The following is an 18,551-nucleotide window of genomic DNA, read 5'->3' as shown; positions in this document are numbered from 1 at the left end:
GCAAGTCTTGCTCCAACATTTGGTCGCGGTGCGATGACCAACCACTGGGTTGATATCAAAAACGCTAACGTCGTGGTGGTGATGGGCGGAAACGCCGCGGAAGCCCATCCGGTGGGGTTCCGCTGGGCGATGGAGGCGAAAAACAACAACGATGCGACGCTTATCGTCGTCGATCCGCGCTTTACGCGCACGGCATCGGTGGCCGATATCTATGCGCCAATCCGTTCCGGTACGGACATTACGTTCCTGTCCGGCGTGCTGCTGTACCTGATCGAAAATAATAAAATTAACGCGGAATACGTTAAGCACTACACCAACGCGAACCTGCTGGTGCGGGATGATTTTGCCTTTGATGACGGGCTGTTTAGCGGCTATGACGCCGAAAAACGCCAGTACGATAAAACGTCCTGGAACTATCAGTTCGATGAAAACGGCTACGCGCTGCGTGATGAAACCCTGACGCACCCGCGCTGCGTATGGAACCTGCTGAAGCAGCACGTTTCCCGCTATACGCCGGACGTGGTGGAAAACATCTGCGGCACGCCGAAAGCGGACTTCCTGAAGGTGTGTGAGGTACTGGCCTCCACCAGCGCCGCCGACAGAACCACCACGTTCCTGTATGCGCTTGGCTGGACGCAGCACACCGTCGGCGCGCAGAACATCCGCACCATGGCGATGATCCAGCTGCTGCTCGGCAACATGGGCATGGCCGGTGGCGGAGTAAACGCGCTGCGCGGGCACTCTAACATTCAGGGGCTTACCGACCTCGGTCTGCTTTCCACCAGCCTGCCGGGCTACCTGACGCTGCCGTCGGAAAAGCAGGCCGATCTGCAAACGTATCTTGAGGCCAATACGCCGAAAGCGACGCTGCCGGACCAGGTGAACTACTGGAGCAACTATCCGAAGTTCTACGTCAGCCTGATGAAATCCTTCTACGGCGACGCGGCGCAGAAGGAGAACGACTGGGGCTTTGAGTGGCTGCCGAAGTGGGACCAGGCGTACGACGTCATCAAGTACTTCAACATGATGGATAAGGGCTGCGTCACGGGGTATATCTGCCAGGGCTTTAACCCGGTGGCCTCCTTCCCGGACAAGAACAAAGTCGTTCGCAGCCTGAGCAAGCTGAAGTACATGGTGGTTATCGATCCGCTGGTGACCGAAACGTCCACCTTCTGGCAGGACCACGGGGAATCGAACGATGTCGACCCGGCGTCGATTCAGACCGAAGTGTTCCGCCTGCCGTCCACCTGCTTTGCGGAAGAGGACGGTTCCATCGCAAACTCCGGCCGCTGGCTGCAGTGGCACTGGAAAGGTCAGGATGCGCCGGGCGAAGCGCGTAATGACGGTGAGATCCTCGCCGGGATTTACCACCGCCTGCGCGAGATGTACCGCACCGAAGGCGGCAAAGGCGCTGAGCCGCTGCTGAAAATGGGCTGGCACTACAAGCAGCCGGATCGTCCTGAGTCAGAGGAAGTCGCGAAGGAGAACAACGGCGTGGCGCTGGCGGATCTCTATGACGCCAGCGGCAACCTGGTGGCGAAGAAAGGCCAGCTGCTGAACAGCTTCGCGCTGCTGCGCGACGACGGCACGACGGCGTCGTCCTGCTGGATCTATACCGGCAGCTGGACGGAGCAGGGTAACCAGATGGCCAACCGCGATAACGCCGACCCGTCCGGGCTGGGCAATACGCTGGGCTGGGCATGGGCGTGGCCGCTGAACCGTCGCGTGCTTTACAACCGCGCGTCTGCAGACGTAAACGGCAGGCCGTGGGATCCGAAACGTATGCTGATCCAGTGGAACGGGGCGAAGTGGACGGGGAACGATATCCCGGACTACAACACCGCCCAGCCGGGCAGCAACACCGGGCCGTTCATCATGCAGCCGGAAGGGCTGGGACGCCTGTTTGCCCTCAACAAGCTGGCGGAAGGGCCGTTCCCGGAACACTACGAGCCGATGGAAACGCCGCTCGGCACCAACCCGCTGCATCCAAACGTCATCTCCAGCCCGGTGGTGCGCATCTACGAAGAGGACGTGCTGCGGCTGGGTAAAAAGGACAAGTTCCCGTACGTGGGGACGACCTACCGCCTGACCGAGCATTTCCATACCTGGACCAAGCACGCGCGGCTTAACGCTATCGCGCAGCCGGAACAGTTTGTGGAGATCAGCGAGACGCTGGCGAAGGCGAAAGGCATCGCCAACGGCGACCGCGTGAAGGTGAGCAGCAAGCGCGGCTTTATTCGCGCGGTGGCGGTGGTGACGCGTCGTCTCCAAAGCCTGAACGTGCACGGCCAGCAGGTGGAAACCGTCGGGATCCCGCTGCACTGGGGCTTTGAGGGCGTGGCGCAGAAAGGCTACATCGCCAACACCCTGACGCCAAACGTCGGCGATTCCAACTCGCAAACGCCGGAGTACAAGGCGTTTCTGGTCAACATCGAGAAAGCGTAAGGAGCGATTAAATGGCGATGGAAACACAAGACGTTATCAAACGCTCCGCGACCAACCCGATTACCCCCGCGCCCCGCGCGCGGGACTACAAGGCAGAGGTCGCTAAGCTTATCGACGTCTCCTCCTGCGTAGGCTGTAAGGCCTGCCAGGTGGCCTGCTCGGAGTGGAACGATATCCGCGACGAGGTGGGGCACTGCGTGGGGGTCTACGACAATCCAGCGGATCTGAGCGCCAAATCCTGGACGGTAATGCGCTTTAGCGAAACCGAGCAGAACGGCAGGCTGGAGTGGCTGATTCGCAAAGACGGCTGCATGCACTGTGAAGATCCGGGCTGCCTGAAGGCGTGCCCGTCTGCCGGCGCAATTATTCAGTACGCCAACGGGATTGTCGACTTCCAGCAGGACAACTGCATCGGCTGCGGGTACTGCATCGCGGGCTGTCCGTTTAATATCCCGCGACTCAATAAAGAGGATAACCGGGTATACAAATGCACCCTGTGCGTGGACCGCGTCAGCGTCGGGCAGGAGCCTGCCTGTGTGAAAACCTGTCCGACAGGGGCGATCCACTTCGGCACTAAAAAAGAGATGCTTGACGTGGCGCAGGCGCGCGTGGACAAGCTGAAAGCGCGCGGCTACGAGAATGCAGGCATTTATAACCCGCAGGGCGTGGGCGGTACGCACGTGATGTATGTGCTGCACCATAACGACCAGCCGGAGCTGTACCACAACCTGCCGAAGGATCCGGCGATCGATACCTCCATCAACCTGTGGAAAGGTGCGCTTAAGCCGCTTTCGGCGGCGGGCTTTATCGCCACCTTTGCCGGGCTGATTTATCACTACATCGGAATCGGGCCGAACAAAGAGGTGGATGACGACGAGGAGGATCATCATGAGTAAATCGAAAATGATAGTGCGCACTAAGTTTGTTGACCGCGCCTGTCACTGGACGGTCGTGATCTGTTTCTTCCTGGTGGCGGTGTCGGGGATTTCGTTCTTCTTCCCGACGCTGCAGTGGCTGACCGAAACCTTCGGCACGCCGCAGATGGGGCGCATTCTGCATCCGTTCTTTGGCGTGCTGATTTTCGTGGTGCTGATGTTTATGTTCGTGCGCTTTGTCCACCATAACATCCCGGACAAGCAGGATATCCCGTGGCTGAAAGGGATCGTCGAAGTCCTGAAGGGCAACGAACATAAGGTCGCGAAGGTGGGGAAATACAACGCCGGACAGAAGATGATGTTCTGGACCATCATGAGCATGATTTTTGTGCTGCTGGTGACCGGCGTGATTATCTGGCGTCCGTATTTTGCGCACTATTTCCCGATTCAGGTGATTCGCTACGCGCTGCTGATCCACGCCACGTCGGCCATCATTCTTATCCACGCCATCCTGATCCATATGTATATGGCGTTCTGGGTAAAAGGATCGATTAAAGGGATGATTGAAGGGAAGGTGAGCCGCCGCTGGGCGCAGAAACACCACCCTCGCTGGTATCGTGATGTGGAGCGACTGGAAGCGAAACAGGAAAGTACAGAAGGAATGAAGTAAGACCTGCGCCGTCGGCTTTGCCCGGCGGCGCTGCGCTTGCGCTGGCCTACGTTATGTATTGGTCACTAACGCATCTATCGCCGCGATAACAGTACTTCTCGCGCTGCGAAGATTACATACATAATCTTTATTATTTAGTTTCTGTTTCTCCACGTGTGTTATGCCAGCGGTGTTAAGGAAATATCGCTCGAAATCAATATTCACTAAAAGCATCGCGGCATTGATATGTCCACGTAGATAGCTATGGTAGCTTAATGGAATAATCAGTCTTGTTGATAAATCATCATAATAATCATGTTGAATTATCATAAAATAAGGCTGGTAGTCCCGTGTTCTTTCTGAAGGGTTACGGTAAACGTCAAACTGAAAGCACATTAAATCCCTCCAAAGAAAGGATCGTCTGATAATAATCCCGCTTTAGCCGTAAATTCATTCATGGCTTTTATGAATTCTTTATCTTGCTGATGCTCTTGTCTTCGCGCCTCTGGTGTACGGGCCTCGCGGGAGACTCCACTCGCCATGCTCTCCCTTTTGCCATAGTCTTTGTTACGGTTTGGCTTCATTTTCAGCTCCTTTGTTGGTGCGGTCATTATCAACCGCAGCCAACAAAAAACAATACCGTATCCCCTGGTAATCTACATTCTGCGAGGCGTATTCCAGTAATTTCAGAACCGCTCTTCCACATACCGGAACGGATATTTTGTGGGTTTGACTTTACCAATTTTACGTTTCGGTAAATCCACCTTTTCGACGTGAATTTCTTTATAAGGAATTTGGGTGAGCAGGTGCGAAATAATATTCAGGCGCACGCGTTTTTTATCTTCTGAACGTGCCACAAACCACGGCGCCCATGCGGTATCTGTCGCTTCAAACATGGCGTCGCGCGCGAGGGTATACTCGTCCCACAGGTTAAAGGACTTAATATCCATCGGCGATAGCTTCCAGATTTTACGACCATCGTTAATACGGTCGCGCAGGCGGCGCTCCTGCTCTTTAGGCGTGACCTCCAGCCAGTACTTCAGCAGGATAATCCCGGCATCCACCATCGCTTTTTCCATCACCGGCGCACCATCAAGAAACTTCTCAACCTGCTCGGGGGTGCAGAATCCCATTACCCGCTCGACGCCCGCGCGGTTGTACCAGCTGCGGTCGAAAATGACAATCTCCCCGGCGGCAGGCAGATGGGGAACATAACGTTGAAAATAGAGCTGGGTTTTCTCTTTCTCGGTGGGTGCAGGGAGGGCAACAACGCGAAACACGCGAGGGCTGACGCGCTCGGTTATCGCTTTAATGGTGCCGCCTTTACCGGCACCGTCGCGTCCTTCAAAAACAATACACACTTTTAGCCCTTTTGCGACGACCCACTGCTGGAGCTTAACCAGTTCAACGTGGAGGCGACGTAGCTCTTTTTCATACTCTTTGGTCTTTAACGGTGCATTCTTTACGACATCAACAGCGACAGCGACACTGGTTTTCTTTTTGTTTCCCATGATGGTCATCCTCAGGTTGTCCGGCGCGGAAAAAAGCGAGGCCGCACTATGAAGTGTAATCCACCTTATATTATGCGTAATTTTTTTAGGTAATTAATTTCACAACACTTTTTTTAAGCAGATACTGAGGTATTCGCGAAGGTGTTTAGCACCCATTCCCCTATGTAGATGCAATAAAATCAGCACTTTTAAACCCACACGCTATATGTGGTTAGAGTAATAATTTCATTCTTATTTACTTAAAGGAACTAAGAATGAGTTGGAATAAAGAAGCTGCGGTTTCGTATCTCCGTTCACACGCTCTGGGGCACTCTCATAGTGAATGTGCTAAGTTTACCCGCCTGGCCATTCTGGCTGGAGGCGTTAAGGTGCCGAACACAGATTATGCAAAAGATTATGGGGCGGAGTTATTACGTGCTGGGTTCAGTGAGCTGCCGCCCGGTTCTACTTTAATTTCTGGCGATGTGGCTGTGATACAGCCGTATCCTGGCGGAAATGGCATAGGTCACATGACTATGTATGACGGTACGCAGTGGATTTCTGACTTTGTTCAAAAAAGCATGTATCCGGGGCCTGGGTACCGCAAAATGCAACCATCCTTTAAAATTTACAGGATGCACTGATGAAAAGGATATTTTTATCGTTCGTTATGCTGCTGGTGGGATGTAGTTCGGCTGCCCGTCAAGATCAGAGCGCGCAAGACGCTACCGAATCATTTTATAAATCCTATCTTTCCGCATTCGGCAGCGATGAAGCCAGGCCTTATCCTGCCGACGCACTGCGTAAATATGTTTCTGCTGATACTATTGCTCGCATTAGCACCATTCAGGAAATCTCTGAACAAGAGTTAATCGAATCTGATTATTTTACGTATACCCAGGATTACTCTCGCGAATGGATACCTGCGTTGCGGGTGGGGAACGCAAGACCATTTTTAAACGGTGAAGTAGTCCAGGTCATTGAGGGGGCGGGTGACGGGAGAAGTATACATCTTGAAGTATTTCTTCGTCGTGAAGGTGATGCATGGAAAATTTATCGCGTTCGTGACATAACGAACAATCACGAGCACCCAATTTTCAATGCTGGCGCTATTACACGCGCTAAATCAGCGGCAGAAAGCGAACTGTAAAAGCTAAACCTTAAACCCTTTGAAGCCCTGACATCAGTCGTGGCTTTTTGTTTGCCATTCCCGCCGCGTAGCAATTGGAGAAAACTCCTGAATTAATGGATTAACCTGCCAGTCGGCTGATTTGAGCTGGCTCACCATACAAGATTATTCAATAATGTCCGTCGCGTGTGATTAACCAGTGGTTGAAGTATGAAAAAGACAATTTTTTCGTTGGCGCTTGGCACATTTGGCCTGGGAATGGCCGAATTTGGCATTATGGGCGTGTTAACCGAGCTGGCACATGACACCGGTATTTCGATTCCCTCCGCCGGGAATATGATCTCGTTTTATGCGTTCGGCGTGGTGATTGGCGCCCCGATTGTGGCGCTGTTCTCAGGCAAGTTTTCGTTAAAGACCACGCTGCTGTTTCTGGTGGCGATGTCCGCTGTCGGCAATGCCCTGTTCACGTTTTCCACGTCCTATTTCTGGCTGGCGGTGGGGCGGCTGATTTCCGGCTTTCCGCACGGGGCTATTTTTGGCGTCGGGGCGATTATCCTGTCTAAAATTGCGCCACCGGGCAGGGTGACGGTCGCGGTGGCAGGGATGATCGCCGGTATGACCGTGGCCAACCTGATGGGCGTTCCGCTGGGGACCTGGCTCGGACATCAGTTCAGCTGGCGTTATACCTTTTTTCTGATTGCCGTGTTCGATGCGCTGGTGATCCTCTCGGTTCTGCTCTGGGTGCCGGACATCCGCGACACTTCAGAAATCAAATTGACCGAGCAGTTCCACTTTCTAAAAAAACCAGAACCCTGGCTGATTTTTGCCGCCACCATGTTTGGCAACGCCGGGGTGTTCGCATGGTTCAGCTTCGTTAAGCCGTTTATGGTTAACGTCTCCGGTTATTCAGAAGGGATGATGACGGCCATCATGATGCTGATGGGGCTTGGCATGGTGTTGGGCAATCTGCTGAGCGGTAAGCTCTCGGGGCGTTTTAGCCCGCTGCGCATTGCGGCCACCACCGACATGGTGATTGTCGCCTCGCTGCTGCTGCTTTTCGCCTTTGGTGAACTGAAAACGGCCTCGCTGGTCATGGGCTTTATCTGCTGTGCCGGACTGTTCGCGCTCTCTGCGCCGCTACAAATTCTGCTTCTGCAAAATGCGAAGGGCGGTGAGATGCTGGGGGCGGCAGGGGGACAGATGGCGTTTAATCTCGGCAGTGCGATTGGGGCGTACTTTGGCGGGATGATGATTGTCCTCGGCTTTAGCTGGCGTTACGTTACGCTGCCGGCGGCAATACTCTCTTTCTCGGCCATGAGCGCACTGCTGATCTACGGTCACCTGCGGGCCAGACGGGCTCAGGCTAACGCTCGCGCGCTAGCCTGACAGGCTTCAGGCAAGCCAGGGCTCACCCAGGGTCAGCATCAGGCGGTTGGCCCAGGCGAAGAACGCGGCGGACTGCACCAGATCAAGCTGCGCTAAGGTATCCAGCCCCTCTTTTTCCAGCGCGGCAAGGTGCAGCGGCGTGGCGGCAGGCGGCGTGACCGACAGCGCCGCCGCAAAATCGATTTCCGCCTGCCAGCGTGCGGATTGCCCCTCGCTCAGGGACTGCCCCGGCCTCACGGCCAGCAGGGCCTCTACCGCCGCGTCATCCTTTGACAACTGGCTGGCTTTACGCGCATGGACAGATGCGCAGTAAATGCAGCCGTTGATTTTACTGGCGACCGTTGCGGCCAGCTCGCGCTCGGCGCGCGGCAATCCCCCTGATGTATAAAAAATTCCTTTATCCGTTAACGTGCGCTGTTCAAGCACCGGCAGGTTGCGCCCCAGCAGGCGGAAGTAGTCGGAATCGGTATGGCCAAATTTCGCCAGAATGGCAACCTCATCGTCACGGAAATCCGCCAGCGGTTTGGCCGCTATCCACGGTTCCCATCCCAGCTCCTGCTGGGTAAACGCGACGGGTGCCGCCTTCCCGGTGACCGTTGTTGCGGTCGTGTGCCAGATGCCTGCCGCCACCGGCGCATCGCTTTTGGCGACGGGCCTGTCGTTCAGCAGCCGCAGCCCGGTGATGAGTCGGCTCTGGAAGCTCACAAACGCAATAAGCTGCGCCAGGGTAACAATGCCTTCCTTGCTCCATCCCGCCTGGGTCAGCGCCCTTAACGCTGCGGGCGTCGCTTCGACGGGGGAGAACGTCAGCAGGCGCGCGAAGTTCAGCGCCGGGGTCAGGCGTTCTGAGGTGGGATCGGCCAGGCCAAATCCCGCATAGTGCGCGGCCAGCGCCTCCGCGCTGTGCCACCTGGCGACTTTTGCCGCTACGGCGAAGCGCTCGTCCAGTGCAAAATCAGCATCCTGCTGGCTAAAGAGAATTTCGTAGCTGCCCTGCGCGTGGCGCGTGGCGGCATCACGCGTGGCGCGCGCCTCTGCCAGAGGGGAACCGGGTTTAATTTCCGCCAGCTCGGCGAGAATGTCCTGACTTAACGACATAGGTGTCTCCTCAAAGGATGTGGGGGGCAATACGTTCGGCGATCAGTTCGATGGACCGCAGCGTGTCGCGATGCGTGGGTTCGACCGAATGGACCTGGAATGAGATATCCGTGGCGCGCCTGAGAATGGAGTCAGCATTCAGAGAATTCAGCACCGTATCGGGCGAACCAATATGCGCGTCAAACTGGCGGCGATAATCGGTGACGTTGTCACCTTTAACCACGTGCCCGGCAGCGCGATGCTGCTGGGCCTGTTTCGTAAGGCCCGGCGTCGCGACCCTGAGCGCATAGTCGTCGCTGTCGGCGACGAACGCCGTACGGGAGGCCAGAATGCGCGGTGCGATGCTCTCAGGCAGCGCCTCGAGGTAGGCATCCACAATCGGGTTCTGGATCTCGTCGAGCGTTAAATCCAGCCGATCTGCCGGGCGCGGCTGCGTGCGGGAGAGCATTAAACCGTGTCCGGCCCGTGCGGCGCGAACGGCTCCGTCAACAGAGAAGGTGGCAATCCAGATACGGTCGGCCAGCTGCGGCGCAGGCGGGTAAAGGTGGTTATCCGGATGGGTCAGCGAATCCCCGCGCCAGGCGCTCTGGATCACATGCAAATGGTCAGCAAAGGCCGCGCCGCGCTCCTCAAACGTCAGGCCGAACGGTAGAAATGAGGTCGGTGTGCCGCCCGAACCAAAACCGACCTCAAGACGACCATCGGCGAGTAAATCGAGCACGGCGGCATCTTCCGCGACGCGCAGCGGGTTTTCCATCGGCAGGGTGATGATGGCCGTGCCCAGTCGGATGGTTTCGGTATGCGCGGCTACGTGCGCCAGAAACAGCAGCGGCGACGGCAGGCCGCCTTCACTTTCGTGGAAGTGGTGCTGGGCAATCCAGGCGCTGTCAAAACCGTGGCGTTCGGCGTGGCGGATCTGTTCAGTTGCCAGACGATAGCGCTCCTTCGGCGTAGCGTCGTCAAGCAGGCGGGTGAAAAATCCCAGGCGTTTTCGCGTCATGCGAACTCCTCCGTAGCGGGTGAAAAATGGGGAATGGCGTCAATCAGCTCGCGGGTATAGTCGTTCTGCGGCGACGCGAATAAGGTTCCGACATCACCCTGTTCGACCACCTGACCGCTGCGCAGCACCGTGACGCTGTGGGCGAGCCGGCGGACGGTAGACAGATCGTGCGTGATAAAGAGGTAGGTCAATCCCAGCTGCTGCTGCAGCTGCTGAAGCAGAGCCAGAATCTGCGCCTGCACGGTGACGTCCAGCGCGGAGGTGGCTTCATCCAGCACCAGAATGGTCGGTTCCAGGATCAGCGCCCGGGCGATGGCAACGCGCTGCCGCTGTCCGCCTGAAAGTTCCCGGGCGGTGCGGGTCAGGAGTTCGACGGGCAGGGCAACCCGCTGCGCCACCGTCTCCACCCGGAGCTTTCGCTGCGCCTTACCGAGGCGAGAAAAGTTCTTCAGGGGCTCCTCGATGATGTCAAACAGCGTCTGACGCGGATCGAGAGAGGCAAACGGGTTCTGGTAGACAAACTGGATCTTCTGGCGCAGCTGACGGCGTGCCTCGCGGCTGAGCGCGGTGGCATCAATATCATCAATGATGACCTGTCCGCTGTCGGCCTGTTCAAAACCCAGCAAAATACGGGCGAGGGTGGTTTTCCCGGAGCCGGACTCACCGACCAGCGCATGCGTGCTGCCGCGCCTGACGTCAAACGTTACCCGATCCAGCGCCTGAAGCTGATGACCTTTGCCCAGGGAGAATTGCTTGCTGATGCCGCGGGCGCGAATGGCCGGGGACGCGAGCGGGCGACCGGCCACCGGGGCGATGGTCAGGCGCTGGCCCTGGAGATCGCTCAACAGCTGAAGGGTGTAGGCGTGCTGCGGCGTGCGGACGATATCGGCGGTGTTACCCTGTTCCTGAACCTCGCCATCGCGAAACACCAGCAGCCTGTCCGCGCGCTGTGCGGCCAGCGCCAGATCGTGGGTGACAAACAGAACGGCGGTACCCGATTCCCGGCGCAGGATATCCAGCAGATCGAGAATACGTTTTTGCACCGTCACATCCAGCGCGCTGGTGGGCTCATCGGCAACGATCACGTCCGGACGCAGGGCAATGGCGATGGCAATCAGCACGCGCTGTTTCATCCCGCCGGAGAGCTGATGGGGATACTGCGTCATGCGCTGTTCGGGGTGGCTCAGGCCGACCTTTGTCAGCAGGGCGAGCACCTGCTCGTCGCGCTCGGCGCGGGTCACCTTCTGGTGGAGCTGAATGATTTCTCCGACCTGCACACCGATGGTTTTCACCGGGTTGAGCGAATTACCCGGATCCTGCGGAACCAGGCTAATTCGCGCCCCGCGAAGGGTATCGAGACGCTTTGCGGACCATCGGCTAATCTCCTCGCCGTTGAGCGATATTTTTCCCGCATCGCGCCGGGCGTTATCGGCCAGCAGGCCAATGATCGCCTGCGCCGTGGTCGTCTTGCCGGACCCGGATTCGCCGACAAACGCCAGCATTTCCCCTCGTCCGAGCGTGAAGCTGACGTTATGCACCACCTCTCGCCACTGGCGCGCGGTACGGTAGCTGATCGTCAAATTTTCCACTGAGAGCACGGTCATTAGCGACCTCCGCTGAACTGTTGGCTGATGCGGTTGGTGGCCAGCACCACGGTGATGACGACGACGCCGGGGAAGGTGGTGAGCCACCAGGCGGTAGAGAGATAGTTACGGCCTTCGGCAATCAGTAAGCCCCATTCCGGCACCGGCGGCGGGGTGCCGTAACCGAGAAAGCTCAGCGTGGAGAGCGCCAGGATGGCCTGACCAAACTGCAGCGTGGCAAAGGCGAGGACGGCGGTTAACGCGTTGGGCAGGATGTGTCGCCACAGCACGGCGAAAAACGTCCCGCCGCTGCCGAACGCCGCCTCGACGTAATCCGTGTGGCGGATGCGCACCACTTCACCGCGCGCGAGGCGGGCGAAGCTGGCAATGGAGGCAACGCCTACGGCAATCGCGGCGTTAACGGTGCCAAACCCGAGCAGAATAATCACCGTCAGCGAGAGCAGCAGAGACGGGATGGACAGCAGCACGTCGACGAAGCGCATCAGCAGAGACTCGACGCGTCCGGCGAACGCCCCGGCAATCACCCCTAAACCGGTGCCTACCACTAGACCCATCGTCACGGCGGCCAGCGCCGCGCTCAGGGAATGGGAGGCACCATAAACGATACGCGTATAAACATCTCGGCCAAGCTGGTCGGTCCCGAGCCAGTGACCGGCCTGTGGTGCCAGGCGCTGTGCCCCGGCGATGCCCTCAATCGGGCTGAAGTGGGTTAACAGGCCGGGCGCCACGGCGGCAAAAGTGGCGAGAATAATCACCGCCCATGCCAGCCACAGTCCCGGCTGCCATTCCACTCCCTGCCACGCTGGAACGCGTTTTCGCGCGGCGGCCGCGTAATCGACCAGACTCATGATGCACCTCCGGTAACGGTTTGCAGACGGGGATCCAGCAGCGGCATCAGCATATCCACCAGCAGATTGATCAGGACAAAACCGAGGGCGGAAATCATGACCACCGCCTGAAGCACGGCGATGTCCTGATTATTCACCGCCTGCTGGGTCAGTTGCCCGAGCCCGCTGCGGCCAAAAACGGTTTCGGTGATCAGCGCCCCGGCAATCAGCTCGCCCAGCAGCAGCCCGGTAATGTTCAGGACCGGCAGCAGGGCGTTGCCGGTCACGTGACGCCACAGGGCGGCGGTTTCACTCAGCCCTTTGGCACGGGCGACGGCGACAAACGGCTGCGTCGCCACCTGGTCCAGGCTGCGCATCAGAATTTGCGCCAGCGGGGCGGAGATCGGGATCGCGACGGTCACGATCGGCAGGATCAGCCCCTGCAGCGGCGTCGGGTTAATCACCGGGATCAGCCGCAGCTGAAAAGAAAAAAGCTGGATGAGGGCAATCCCCAGCCAGAACGTCGGTAAGGAGATAAACAGGACCGGCAGAGACTGAAGGGTATTGCTCAGCCAGCGCAGACCCGGCAGACGCGATGCAAAGGCCAGCGCAAAGGCCAGCAGGACCGCGAGCACAAACGCGGGCAGGGCGAGGCTCAGGGTATCCGGCAGATTGCTGGCAATCAGCTCGCTGACCGGCACGCCGGCCTGTAGCGAATAGCCGAAATCCCCGCGCAGCATCGCCAGCAGCGTATGGCCGTACTGCTGCCACAGCGGGCTGTCCGCGCCGTAGGCCACGCGCATCTCCTCGATTTGCGCCGGGCTTAAGCCCAGGTCCGGGTTCTGAAATTTAATCAGCACCGCGTCGCCCGGCAGCACCTGGAGCAACACGAACGAGAGGGTAAAGGCGGCCCACAGTACCAGCAGCCCGTGCCCTAAACGTTGAAGAAGTGCGTGGCGCATCGTCAGCTCCTCAGTGTTTCTCAATCCACGCGCCGTAGAACGACGGGCGGCCAACCGCTTCGAAATTCACGCCTTTCAGCCACGGCGCGCCGGCAAAGACCTGCGGCTCCTCGAAAATCGGAATGACGTAGGCGTTATCCAGCAGGTAGCGCTGCGCGTCCCCCGCCAGCTGCAGGCGTTTTTGCGGGTCGACCTCAGCCGAAATGTTCACCAGCAGTTCATTCAGCCTGTCGTCACGGAAGTTTTTGACCTTGTCGCTGGATCCGCCTTTTTGCAGCAGCGCGTCGCGGTTAGCCGGGTAGAACATGCTTTTCACCACGTCCGGATCGGCGCGGCCCACTTCGGAGACGGTTAACGGGGTTTTCAGCGGATCAAGGTTATCCAGCGTGCGGCTGCCTGCATCTCCGGCTTTGACGCTCAGCGCCACGCCCACCTGTCGCCACTGCTGGGCAACCAGCTGCAGAACCTCTTTGTTCTGCGGCTGCGGCAGGGATTCATACACCGTCAGCGCCAGACGCTGGCCGTCTTTGGCGCGGATCCCGTCGCCGCCTGCTTTCCAGCCCGCCTCGTCCAGCAGCTGGTTGGCTTTTGCCGGGTCAAAGGTCAATTTGTCGCTGAGATCGACAAAGCCCGCGGCGGAACCGGCAATCACGGACTTCGCCTGCGGATAGTTGGCCGAGAAGAGGGTCTCGACCACCTGTTTTGCATTGGTGGCATGCAGCAGCGCCTGGCGAACGCGAACGTCGGCGACCAGCGGGTTATCCGGGCGGAAGCTGATGCTGTCGTTCACCCCGCGGGTCGGGGCGGCGTAGATCTTATAGCCCTGGTCTGTCGCCTGCTTTTCGTCATACGCCTGCACCTGGCGAATAAAGTCGGCCTGACCGGCCAGCAGGGCGCCGACGCGCACGCTGTCTTCCTGGGTCACGATAAACTTGATGCCGTCGAGATTAGCTGGCCCCTGCTGCGCCAGGTTTTTCGGCCCCCACTGATAGTCTTTGCGCGCTTCGAGCGTCACTTCACGTCCCAGCTTCTCGTCCTTCACCACAAACGGGCCGGAACCGATGATGTGGCGGGCATCTCCCAGCTCTTCGAAGTTGCGCTTCAGCGTGCTGAGCGAGACCAGACCCGAGCCAATGGTGGCGGTGCCCTGCAGGAACCCCGGCGACGGTTTTTTGAAGTAGAACTTCACGGTCAGCGGGTCGATGACTTCGCTGCGATCGTAGTTATTAATCACTTCTGACACCGGCAGGCGCTGCGCCTTATTGCCTGAACCGTAGGTATCAAAGTTTTTCGCCACGGCGTTCGCGTCCAGCGGCGTGCCGTCGGAGAAGGTGATGCCGGGACGAAGCTTAAAGGTGTATTCGGTTTTATCGGCGTTGGTGGTCCAGCTTTCGGCCACCCAGGGTTCGACCTGCAGCGTCTTTGGGTTCTGCCATGTCAGTTTGTCGGTGATTTGATTCAGAATGCCGCCGTTCGGGTAAAAGCCACCGGCAGGCGGATAGAGGTTGGTGTGCGCCTGTTGCTCCAGATAAATCAGCGTGCCGCCTTTGACGGGCGCATCTGCTGCCCAGGCTGCGGTTGTCGCCAGAATCAGCGCCGTCAGCAGCGGCAGACGAAATGGGGTTTGCATGGTGAATTCCTTTGTTATCTTCTTGTTAGCGTCGGATTCATCATCGGGCGCGGGGGAAAACAAGGGAACAAAGGAATTAAGATAAGGATTGCCGGAAAATGGCTATAAAAAAACCGCTCCAGCGAGGAGCGGTAATGAAAGATGAACGATTATGAACGTAGGTCGATTACCATACGGCCGCGGATCTGGCCCTGTTCCATCTCTTTAAAGATGGCGTTGATGTCCTCGATTGGACGCATCGTGACTTTCGGCACCACCTTACCTTCTGCGGCGAACTGGAAGGCTTCCTGCAGATCCTGACGGGTGCCGACCAGGGAACCTACCACCTGGATGCCGTCCAGCACCAGACGCGGAATGTCGAGGCTCATCGCTTCCGGCGGCAGGCCAACCGCGACCACGCGGCCACCGGCACGCACGGCGTCAACGGCTGAGTTAAAGGCCGCTTTTGCGACGGCAGTAACGACTGCGGCATGCGCGCCGCCGGTTTTCTCCTGCACAATTTTCGCGGCGTCTTCGCTACGGGAGTTGATGGTTAAATCCGCACCCATGCTGGCCGCCAGCTTCAGCTGTTCGTCGTTAACGTCGAGAGCGATGACTTTGGCGTTAAAGACGTTTTTGGCGTACTGCAGCGCAAGGTTGCCCAGACCGCCCAGACCATAGATTGCGATCCACTGGCCCGGTTTAATACCCGACACCTTCACCGCTTTATAGGTGGTGACGCCGGCGCAGGTGATGCTGCTGGCCGCAGCGGATTCCAGACCGTCCGGCACTTTTACGGCGTAGTCAGCGGTGACGATGCACTCTTCCGCCATGCCGCCGTCAACGGAGTAACCGGCGTTTTTCACGTCGCGGCACAGGGTTTCGTTGCCGGTATTACAGTATTCGCAGTGGCCGCAGCCTTCAAAAAACCAGGCCACGCTTGCGCGATCGCCGACTTTCAGCGACTTCACGCCGGGGCCGACTTCTTTTACGATACCAATCCCTTCGTGGCCCAGGATAACCCCGGTTTTATCGCCAAAATCACCGTTCTTCACGTGGAGGTCGGTATGGCATACGCCACAGCATTCCATCTTCAGCAGGGCCTCCCCGTGCTTTAGCGGGCGTAAGGTTTTTTCGGTGACATTAACCTGATGATCCTGAGTGACAACAGCAGCCTTCATGTGTATCTCCTTGTTCATGATGAGTATCTGCATAGCAGGTGTAATACTCCTCAAGGATTAGTGGTTTGGCGCTGTAATGCAAGGCAACGGCAACATAATGTCATTATTTAATCCATTTTCAGAATAAGAATACGGCGTTCCTCTAATAATTTAGGGGGAAAATACTGGCCCGACGAGAGACTCGCCGGGCGCAGACTTACAGCTGTGCCTCTATCTCCTCTATCTCTTTACGCCATTGCGCCTGCAGATGCGGCTTTTGATGCTTCGGCTTACGCGCCAGATCGTCTTCCAGCAGCGTTTCAAGCGCGACCAGCCGTTCGAGCAGATCGTCATACGGCGAGGGTTGAACCGCCGCAGTATCGATGACGGGCGCGGTGGATGTCGCCAGCCCCGCGCTTTCACGCAGGCGCTCAAACACCGCTTCTGCATCGTGCCACTCGCTCAGCTTTCCCTCTTCAATCAGCCAGAAACGGTTGCAGCTTTGGCTAATTAACTGACGGTCGTGGCTGACCAGCAGCACGCCGCCTTCAAACTGTTGAAGGGTTTGCGCCAGCGCCTCTTTGCCTTCCATGTCCAGGTGGTTAGTGGGCTCATCCAGCATCAGCAGGCTGTAGCGGGCAAGCGTCAGGCCCACGAACAGCAGGCGCGAGCGTTCGCCGCCGCTGAGCGTGCTGATTTTCTGCCCATGGCGGGACCACGGGAACCCGGCGCTGATGAGCGCCATTTTGCGGTTCTGCGGATCCGGTGCAAAAGGCTCCAGCGCGTCGAGCAGCGTGGCGTCATCCGGCAGCTGATTAAGCGTCTGGTCGTAATAGCCTGGCGACACGCGCGGATGGATTTTCAACCCGCTTTCTGCGGACTCATCGGCAAACTGTTGCCAGATAAGCCTCATCAGCGACGATTTGCCGCAGCCGTTACGACCGACAATCGCCACGCGATCGCCGCTTTTTAGCCGCGCCATTTCGATGTTAAACAGCGGCGGTAGCCCGGGCGCAGGCGGGACGCTGAGGTTTTCCATCTCCAGCAGACGGTCGGCCCGCAGCGCGTCGCCGCGCAGTGTTAACGTCCACTGGCTGCCTGCCGTGAGCGCCGTCTGGCTCTCCTTCAGCCGTTCGACCTGTTTTTCCATCTGTTTGGCTTTGCGGGCCAGGTCTTCGTTGTCGTAAACCTTGCCCCAGGTCGCCAGCCGCTTCGCGCTGGCGGTCACGCGGTCAATCTCCTTTTGCTCCGCCTTGTGGCGCTGCGCGTCGCTTTCATCCTTTGCTTCAAGCGCCTTGCGGGCGGCCGTGCAGGGAAGGGCGAAGTAGTGCAGCGTTTTATCGCGCAGGATCCAGCTGCCGTTGGTTACGGCATCCAGCAGCTGTCGATCATGGGAGACCAGCACGAAGCTGCCTGACCAGTTCTGCAGAAAGTGTTCCAGCCAGAGCATGGTCGGCAAATCAAGGTGGTTGCTGGGTTCATCGAGCAGGAGCAGATCCGGGTCGTGAATCAGCGCCCGCGCCAGCAGCAGGCGGGTGTGCTGCCCGCCGCTCAGCGTGGCGGATTGCAGCGCCATATCCTGAGGCGTGAAGCCCATGCCTGCCAGCAGCGTTTCGGCTTTCCAGCGCAGGCTATCGCGCTCGGCTAAAGGCAGCTGTGCGAGCACGGCATCCAGCATGGTCAGCGGGAAAATGGCGTCCGGAAGATGTTGCTCCACGCGCGCCATCAGGCAGTGCCCGGCCAGCGCTACCGTGCCGGCGGCGGGGGAGTCAGTGCCGTCCAGCACCTTCAGCAGCGTGCTTTTGCCGCAGCCGTTGTCGCCCAGCAGGCCAATGCGATCGCCTTTTTTCAGCGTAAAGGAGAGTGAGTCGAAGAGCGTGCCAAACGCCGTATCAACGCGTAAAGATTGTGCAGTGAGTAAAGTGCTCATTGTTGCTTACCCAAGAGTTACAGGCATGTTTATGCCTCGTCAAACATCGCTGACGATAACTCAGTAAGCCCGAGAGAAGGGATTTCAGGGGTTGGTGTCTTCGCTCAAGCAGAAGTTATCGCAGCACGATACCGATAACGCTTGAGCTGGTGCGATCACCAAATGTATGTGAAACATTGAAAATTTCACAGTACAGCATAATTGGCCTCCTTATATATTCAGTAGGTTAATGGATGAAGGGAGTGTAGCGGGGGAAAAGGGGTTTGGCTAGTGGGGGGCGAATCTAATTCCCTCTCCCTTTGGGAGAGGGTTAGGGTGAGGGGAACATACGGCTGTAGTGGTCATTCCGTTCACTTTATGTTCCTTGCTACTCTGTAACGACATGAC

At 57.9% G+C, this 18,551-nt stretch carries 17 protein-coding genes; 6 read left to right on the top strand and 11 right to left on the bottom strand.

Translation table 11 applies throughout. The features are described from left to right. From fdnG to fdnI, 3 genes are all read left to right on the top strand, one after another. The coding region (fdnG, locus tag ADJ24_RS11565; RefSeq protein ID WP_152692114.1) for a formate dehydrogenase-N subunit alpha at positions 1-2,445 on the top strand (2,445 nt) is incomplete at its 5' end. An 11-nt stretch (positions 2,446-2,456) separates the two neighbouring features. After that, positions 2,457-3,341 carry a formate dehydrogenase subunit beta gene (fdxH, locus tag ADJ24_RS11560; RefSeq protein WP_023311937.1) on the top strand — a complete coding sequence of 295 codons (885 nt, stop codon included), beginning with the start codon at positions 2,457-2,459 and terminating at the stop codon, positions 3,339-3,341. Continuing rightward, positions 3,334-3,990: a formate dehydrogenase-N subunit gamma gene (gene fdnI, locus ADJ24_RS11555; RefSeq protein WP_023311936.1), complete on the top strand. Its 657-nt coding sequence runs from the start codon at positions 3,334-3,336 to the stop codon at positions 3,988-3,990. Before fdxH ends, fdnI begins: the two co-directional genes overlap by 8 nt. 51 nt (positions 3,991-4,041) lie before the next feature. Here the strand turns inward: fdnI and ADJ24_RS11550 are convergent, their stop codons facing one another. The 3 genes from ADJ24_RS11550 to ppk2 all read right to left on the bottom strand — a co-directional run bounded on the left by ADJ24_RS11550 (position 4,042) and on the right by ppk2 (position 5,480). After that, the gene (locus tag ADJ24_RS11550) at positions 4,042-4,365 is read right to left on the bottom strand and encodes a CcdB family protein (protein WP_023311935.1); all 324 of its coding nucleotides are present in this window, start codon (positions 4,363-4,365) and stop codon (positions 4,042-4,044) included. Further along, complete coding sequence (locus ADJ24_RS11545; protein WP_023311934.1) at positions 4,365-4,553, bottom strand: type II toxin-antitoxin system CcdA family antitoxin; 189 nt, start codon at positions 4,551-4,553, stop codon at positions 4,365-4,367. The genes ADJ24_RS11550 and ADJ24_RS11545 overlap by 1 nt, the downstream gene beginning before the upstream one ends. A 102-nt stretch (positions 4,554-4,655) precedes the next feature. Next, positions 4,656-5,480 carry a polyphosphate kinase 2 gene (ppk2, locus tag ADJ24_RS11540; protein ID WP_023311933.1) on the bottom strand — a complete coding sequence of 275 codons (825 nt, stop codon included), beginning with the start codon at positions 5,478-5,480 and terminating at the stop codon, positions 4,656-4,658. Between the two features lie 254 nt (positions 5,481-5,734). On the opposite strand from ppk2, the gene ADJ24_RS11535 reads away from it, so the two are divergent. The 3 genes from ADJ24_RS11535 (at position 5,735) to araJ (ending at position 7,974) form a co-directional block, all read left to right on the top strand. Next, a complete protein-coding gene (locus tag ADJ24_RS11535; protein ID WP_032656922.1) occupies positions 5,735-6,103 on the top strand; it encodes a hypothetical protein in 369 nt (122 codons plus the stop codon). After that, complete coding sequence (locus ADJ24_RS11530; RefSeq protein WP_023311932.1) at positions 6,103-6,609, top strand: YbjP/YqhG family protein; 507 nt, start codon at positions 6,103-6,105, stop codon at positions 6,607-6,609. Before ADJ24_RS11535 ends, ADJ24_RS11530 begins: the two co-directional genes overlap by 1 nt. A gap of 189 nt (positions 6,610-6,798) precedes the next feature. Continuing rightward, positions 6,799-7,974 carry an MFS transporter AraJ gene (gene araJ / locus ADJ24_RS11525; protein WP_023311931.1) on the top strand — a complete coding sequence of 392 codons (1,176 nt, stop codon included), beginning with the start codon at positions 6,799-6,801 and terminating at the stop codon, positions 7,972-7,974. 6 nt (positions 7,975-7,980) lie between these two features. On the opposite strand, the gene ADJ24_RS11520 is transcribed toward araJ, so the two are convergent. The 8 genes from ADJ24_RS11520 to ADJ24_RS11485 form a co-directional block, all read right to left on the bottom strand. Further along, entirely contained in the window at positions 7,981-9,072 is a 1,092-nt protein-coding gene (locus ADJ24_RS11520) for an alkylhydroperoxidase domain protein (protein WP_048702491.1), read from the bottom strand. 10 nt (positions 9,073-9,082) lie between these two features. After that, the gene (locus ADJ24_RS11515; RefSeq protein ID WP_023311904.1) at positions 9,083-10,072 is read right to left on the bottom strand and encodes a putative FMN-dependent luciferase-like monooxygenase; all 990 of its coding nucleotides are present in this window, start codon (positions 10,070-10,072) and stop codon (positions 9,083-9,085) included. Next, positions 10,069-11,676 (bottom strand): dipeptide ABC transporter ATP-binding protein, encoded by a 1,608-nt coding sequence (locus ADJ24_RS11510; RefSeq protein WP_023311903.1) that lies wholly within the window; start codon positions 11,674-11,676, stop codon positions 10,069-10,071. The genes ADJ24_RS11515 and ADJ24_RS11510 overlap by 4 nt, the downstream gene beginning before the upstream one ends. Further along, on the bottom strand, positions 11,676-12,524 hold the full coding sequence (locus ADJ24_RS11505) for an ABC transporter permease (RefSeq protein ID WP_023311902.1): 849 nt from the start codon (positions 12,522-12,524) through the stop codon (positions 11,676-11,678). Before ADJ24_RS11505 ends, ADJ24_RS11510 begins: the two co-directional genes overlap by 1 nt. Further along, entirely contained in the window at positions 12,521-13,465 is a 945-nt protein-coding gene (locus ADJ24_RS11500) for an ABC transporter permease (protein ID WP_048702489.1), read from the bottom strand. Before ADJ24_RS11500 ends, ADJ24_RS11505 begins: the two co-directional genes overlap by 4 nt. A gap of 10 nt (positions 13,466-13,475) precedes the next feature. Beyond that, complete coding sequence (locus ADJ24_RS11495; protein ID WP_023311900.1) at positions 13,476-15,095, bottom strand: TIGR04028 family ABC transporter substrate-binding protein; 1,620 nt, start codon at positions 15,093-15,095, stop codon at positions 13,476-13,478. A gap of 149 nt (positions 15,096-15,244) precedes the next feature. Continuing rightward, on the bottom strand, positions 15,245-16,255 hold the full coding sequence (gene adhP / locus ADJ24_RS11490; protein WP_023311899.1) for an alcohol dehydrogenase AdhP: 1,011 nt from the start codon (positions 16,253-16,255) through the stop codon (positions 15,245-15,247). Between the two features lie 196 nt (positions 16,256-16,451). After that, on the bottom strand, positions 16,452-18,164 hold the full coding sequence (locus tag ADJ24_RS11485; protein WP_023311898.1) for an ABC-F family ATP-binding cassette domain-containing protein: 1,713 nt from the start codon (positions 18,162-18,164) through the stop codon (positions 16,452-16,454). Between the last annotated feature and the right edge of the window lie 387 nt (positions 18,165-18,551).

The sequence above is a fragment of the Enterobacter sp. 940_PEND genome (assembly GCF_001059415.1).
Taxonomy (GTDB): Bacteria; Pseudomonadota; Gammaproteobacteria; order Enterobacterales; family Enterobacteriaceae; genus Enterobacter; species Enterobacter cloacae_M.
This window is presented reverse-complemented; position numbering and strand designations above follow the sequence as displayed.